This window comes from Aphanizomenon sp. UHCC 0183 (genome assembly GCF_009712065.1).
Taxonomy (GTDB): Bacteria; Cyanobacteriota; Cyanobacteriia; order Cyanobacteriales; family Nostocaceae; genus Dolichospermum; species Dolichospermum heterosporum.
Map to the genome: position 1 here is coordinate 1 of NZ_VILC01000043.1, position 5,387 is coordinate 5,387.

Annotated in this window: 4 protein-coding genes and 1 pseudogene; 1 reads left to right on the forward strand and 4 read right to left on the reverse strand. The window is 40.2% G+C overall.

What is annotated here, in order from left to right:
* Window positions 1-367: 367 nt before the first annotated feature.
* Entirely contained in the window at window positions 368-862 is a 495-nt protein-coding gene (locus FJR37_RS15515) for a bifunctional nuclease family protein (protein ID WP_053540609.1), read from the reverse strand.
* A 400-nt stretch (window positions 863-1,262) separates the two neighbouring features.
* Here FJR37_RS15515 and FJR37_RS15520 point away from each other — a divergent pair, with 400 nt between their 5' ends.
* Window positions 1,263-1,922, forward strand: a complete 660-nt coding sequence (locus FJR37_RS15520) for a riboflavin synthase (protein ID WP_168466449.1) — start codon at window positions 1,263-1,265, stop codon at window positions 1,920-1,922.
* A 128-nt stretch (window positions 1,923-2,050) separates the two neighbouring features.
* Here the strand turns inward: FJR37_RS15520 and FJR37_RS15525 are convergent, their stop codons facing one another.
* The 3 genes and pseudogenes from FJR37_RS15525 to FJR37_RS15535 form a co-directional block, all read right to left on the reverse strand.
* Window positions 2,051-3,703, reverse strand: a complete 1,653-nt coding sequence (locus FJR37_RS15525; protein WP_168466450.1) for a M23 family metallopeptidase — start codon at window positions 3,701-3,703, stop codon at window positions 2,051-2,053.
* A 102-nt stretch (window positions 3,704-3,805) separates the two neighbouring features.
* Window positions 3,806-4,478, reverse strand: a pseudogene (locus FJR37_RS15530) (RNA-guided endonuclease InsQ/TnpB family protein); the annotation flags it as partial.
* A 13-nt stretch (window positions 4,479-4,491) separates the two neighbouring features.
* Window positions 4,492-5,307 (reverse strand): biotin--[acetyl-CoA-carboxylase] ligase, encoded by an 816-nt coding sequence (locus tag FJR37_RS15535; protein ID WP_168466463.1) that lies wholly within the window; start codon window positions 5,305-5,307, stop codon window positions 4,492-4,494.
* Window positions 5,308-5,387 lie beyond the last annotated feature (80 nt).

The window sequence follows — 5,387 nt, forward strand, 5'->3', positions numbered from 1 at the left end:
TCGCAATGACTGTAAATATTTTTGTCCAATTACTTATCATGGCAAGTTAGTGAGAGAAATTTTTAATTTCACAAGAAACCAAATCATGATAGAAAACAATTATGATTAAAAAATCTATCTGAGGGAATATTTTATAATTTGTGTTTGTATGATATTTAACCCCGTGTTGTTAAAAAAATGTAGGTTGGGTTGACCCAGGGAAACCCAACAAAATTCTGAATTATACCGAGTTAAGATTCCTCCTGACTCCTAACCTTAGTCTAGTACCGCAGGACGTAAATAAACCAACTATCCTCAATCGTCAAAAAGCTTGCTCAATATTACTTTTGACCTTTGACTTTTGACTTTTGACTTCCGCTTTGCGGTACTAGTCACCATTCCCAAACCGCTTGATTAGATCTTCAGGACGGAGATTAGAAATAAATTCACGGAAAGCTTCCTGTTCAGCCTCATCAGCATCACGATCTACGGGAATAGAAGCATCAGCTACTACTTCTTCCATAACCCAGATAGGAGTATTTGTACGGAGAGCTATAGCGATCGCATCACTCGGACGAGCATCAATTTCTTTTTTGACATCCCCTTGCTGAAGAATCAACGCCGCATAAAAAGTATCTTTCTGCAAGGTATGAATAATAACTTTATCTAAAGTCATATTCCATGTTTCTAACATATTCACAATCAAATCGTGGGTTAAAGGTCGAGGCGGCTTTTGATTTTCCATTGCCCCCATAATTGCTCTTGCCTGTTCTTGACCTATATAAATAGGCAAAGCGCGACGATCTGAACCATCCTTCAAAAGTACAATTGGGCTGCGGGTGATTGCATCTAATGCTATACCAGCGACTTTCATTTCTATCATTGGTTCAGCCTCTAAAGTTCTTTAATCGCCTGGAAATTTGTAACAGATAATACACTCTTCATCAAATTAAAAATTAAGAATTAAAAATTAAAAAAAGCAGACTAAACCAGCTTTTTAGGAATTTTTAATGGTTATTTGACTGTTACTGTGGTGTACTAACAATTAGGTATAAATAAACTAATTTCACACCATCTTAACAACTAATTTATTTATCCTTCATATTTTATCCTTCTTTAATCCTCCGATTCAAGTATGCCTGGGGATTGATGTTAATATGTTAATATTCATTTACCAGAATTGGGAAAGAAATTAAAATGGGAAAGCTTTACATTTTTTCCCAGAATTATTAGTTAATTTCCGCCAAAATTAGGGAATAAATAAAATTAGTTTTGGAAAAGCTGTGTTTACAGGATTAATTCAAGGTTTGGGAACGATAAAACCCGTAATGGGAGATCTGTGGCAGATTAGTTATCTAAATCAGTCAAAGATGATCATTCAGGACTTAGCCTATGGTGATAGTGTGGCGGTAGATGGCGTGTGTCTAACAGTTGAAGAAATCTTAAAAGATGGGTTTATTGCCACCGCTTCGCCGGAAACCCTCCGCCGCACTACATTGGGTAAAGAAGAAACTCAACAAAGATCCGTCAACTTAGAACCGTCCCTGCGGGTAGGTGGTAAAGTCGGCGGTCATTTTGTCATGGGTCATGTAGATGGAATTGGTCAGTTAATCACATCTGAACAAACAGCTAGTTCTTGGGAAATGACCTTTGTTGCCCCAGAAGCGATCGCTCGTTATATAGTTCCTAAAGGTAGCATTGCTATCAATGGTATCAGCCTCACCATCGCTGCATACAAATCAGAATCATCTCAATTTACAGTCGCCGTCATTCCCCTGACCTACAGCGAAACCAATCTCAGTCATTTAGTACCAGGGAGTTGGGTAAATTTAGAAGGAGACATCCTGGGTAAATACGTAGAAAAATTCCTAACTCCTGGAAATAATCACCATCAACAAGAGGAAATTACAACCGCATTCCTAGCAGAAAACGGATATTTGTAGGAGTCAGGAGGTAGGGGCGCAGGGCCTGCGCCCATTCAAGAGAATGAAGAATGAAGAATGAAGAATGAAGAATGAAGAATTAAGAATTAAGAATGAAATTTCTCCCCTACTCCCCCACTCCCGCCTAATTACCGAGCCTGGGCCGTTTTCACCCCTGCTGTAGCTTCTACCAACTGGCTGAGACCACCTTGTAATTGCACACCTGGGTCAACAGCCACCCATCCATTTTGGGTGAGGTGACGGACTTCAAAGTGTAAGTGGGGTCCTGTAGAATTGCCAGTGCTACCAACTCGACCAATCACAGTTCCTGGTTCTACCCATTGTCCAGGTTGAACAAAGATTTCTGACATATGCCCGTAGAGACTTTGTTGAGCAGAACTGTGATTAATGACTACAGCTAAACCATAACCACCTAACCAGTTAGCTGATTCTACCTGACCTTTAGCCGCTGCTAAAATTGGTGTTCCTGTGGGCGCACCTAAATCTGTCCCCGCGTGAAAACGGCGATCGCCCGTGATAGGATGAACACGCCAGCCAAATAAAGATGTAATTGGTGCAGCCACCGACAGCGGGAAAACTATTCCCGAACCGCCACCAGCGCCACGATAAGCCAGTGTATTAGTATAAGGAACTTCCGGCAAAACTGATGCCAAAGAGAAGTCATAAGACACCATACTCGGACGAGGAGCAACATTACCCTCTATCATTGGCGCAGGTAAACTACCTACCTGGGGAGCAATAGGGGTAGAACTAACCTTTGTCGTGCTAAATTCACTAGGACTAGGAATAAAGCTATTAGCATGATAGGCAGCCTTGGTATGACTGCTGGTATTACTTCTGGAAATCCGCCAATTATTTTGATTTTGAGGCTGACTGATTTTGCTAACACTACTAGCCACAGCCTCAGTCACATTCTCACTTTGATTACTGTTGGCAGTTATAGTTTTCCAGCCTACTTGTTTCTGCCTAGAGGCAGTCACTACTTTCGCCACTTCACTTTTCTTCAGCCAAGTCGGTGATGATTCTTGAGACTTAGCCACAGCAGGAGTTTGTGTAGATTTAGCGCAAGTGGTAGACACCGTTGCCCCACAACCGCTAGAACGTTCTGTTACTACTACAGAACTAGGCGGTGCATAGTTACTTTCACCTACATTTTTATACTCATTCGTGTCAATATAAGCGTTGTTGTAATCCTTGGATTTATTCTCTGTATCCTTAGCAGTGTCTTGAGAATTATTAGCTTGTTGAGGGACTTCTGGCAGTTTTTTAATTACAGAATCAACTTCACTCACACTAGCAGTAGGTTGAGTATCTTCACTCTTGGGTTTAGAAATTCTCACACTAGCAGTAGGTTGAGTATCTTCTCCCTTGGATTTAGAAATTCTCACACTAGCAGTAGGTTGAGTATTTTCTCCCTTGGATTTAGAAATTCTCACACTAGCAGTAGGTTGAGTATCTTCTCCCTTGGCAACACCTTTGCTATTTAGCCTCTTTTTTAGATTAACTCGGCGGGCAGAAAAATCTGGTTGTGGCTTCGCTATTTCAGAAACACCAGCTTCTTTCTGAACTGGATTTGTGACTGCTGTTGGTTGAGAATTCTCAATAGTAGGAACAATATTGTCTATTGAGGAAGTGTCAGACTGAGCAGTTACAAACCCGCCACTAAGAAGACTGAAGCTACTTAATAAACAGATACCTTGTGCTGGCAATCTAGAAGCAAAGCGTTTACTTGTACCGCCGTAGTAAAAGTTTTTATGGGCAGATTTATGGTGCTGCGTCATTTTTTCTCTTTTGTTGTGTGTAATAAAGGGTGAACTACCCACACTGACTTGGAGTACCAAGTACAGTGTCGGCTTCTGTACTCATAGGGGAGTGCCGCAATTTAGACTTTCGACCAAGTTGGCAAGGTGTTTAGGGTTATCATATAAGACAACCTTTTCACCATCAGTGACAACAGCAAAATGTTTTAATCCTAAATCAATACCATAAATCTTCCCTTCGGAAATAGTTGGATTTTCTGTTTCTACCCCTTGTGTTGAGCGGAGTCACAACACCTTCTACTTCAGTCAGGATAGATGCAAAATATTTACCTGATGGAGTTTTACTAATAGTGACAGTCTTAATTTTGCCATCAATATGTCTATGTATTTTGGCTTTGACTATCCCTATATTGCCGGGAAGTTTGATATTACCATCTACAACCTTGACGTTTTGAGGATATTGGATAGACTGTTTACCGTGCTTAGATTTGAATTTAGGAAACCCTGCACGTTTATCAAAAAAGTTTTTATACGCTGTAGTTAAATTTAGTGTTGTAGCCTGTAAAACTTGGCTATAACAATCACCTAACCAAATAGTATCTTCTGCTTTTTTGAGAATAGGAAGTAATGCGTTGAGTGCAGCACGGCTAAGTCCTTTACTCGTCTCTTTGTAAGTCTCAATTGACTTATTTAGAGCATAATTCCACCACCATCTAGCACATCCAAAAGATTGCGCTAGTTGTGTTTCCTGTTCTTTTGATGGATATATACGAACTTGAACAGCCTTGTGTATCACTCAAATCACCTCCTCATGAAACAGAAGTTTGACGATAACCCAAGCTAATTGTACCCGGTTGGACAGAAATTTCTGGTGTTAAAGCTGCTTTTGCATCATCAGTTGTCATTTTTAAACGCAGATTACCTTCTTGAGTCACGCCAACTACTTTACCTAAAAAATTATTGACATAAACCTGATCACCCATATTTGTAAGTACATCAAGGTAGTGAGACAAAAGTATGTTTATTCCTTCTGTCTGTAGACACTCTATACCGGACTTAATTCCTATTAAAACCTGTGAGGTGAGGATTTCTAGGTGATCAATTATCTGACAATTCTGGGAATTTTGCCATAATTGCAGATTAATTCCAGTTTCTGGAACTTGATTTGCCCAATTAATCCCCACACCAATGATAGCTTGAGTGATTTGTCCTTGATTGACTTTGGTTTCAGTTAAAATGCCGCCTAACTTGCGACCATCTAATACTAAATCATTTGGCCATTTTATGCCCACAGGTATACCACATTTTCTTAATTGTGCTGTAATTCCCCAAGCACTAGCCAAGGTAAGTTGATAACTGCTGGTAGCTGGCAAATTAGGAGCTATTGCCATTGAAAGATATAAACCACCCTTATGAGACTGCCATTCCCGACCCCATTGCCCTCTGCCGGCGGTTTGCTGGGTGGCAATAACTACAGAGCCGGGTTTTTCTCCTTGGTCAATTAGTTGCCACAGGGTTTGATTTGTGGAGGATAAAGTGTTAAAAATATGTAGAGAGAATGGTAAATCTTGATGCTTATATTCTGCTTTTAAGCTATCTATCAAAAGTTGCTGATTAAATTCCACCACAGTTCACCATTGTTTTAAGAGACTTCCAAATAAAAAAATATCCTGTCGTTATGAAGGCAGGGGGCAGGGGGCAGGGA

Excerpts from the sequence above, each read along its gene's own strand:
- FJR37_RS15515 (WP_053540609.1), bottom strand. The coding sequence starts at position 862 with ATGATAGAAATGAAAGTCGCTGGTATAGCATTAGATGCAATCACCCGC.
- FJR37_RS15525 (WP_168466450.1), bottom strand. The coding sequence starts at position 3,703 with ATGACGCAGCACCATAAATCTGCCCATAAAAACTTTTACTACGGCGGT.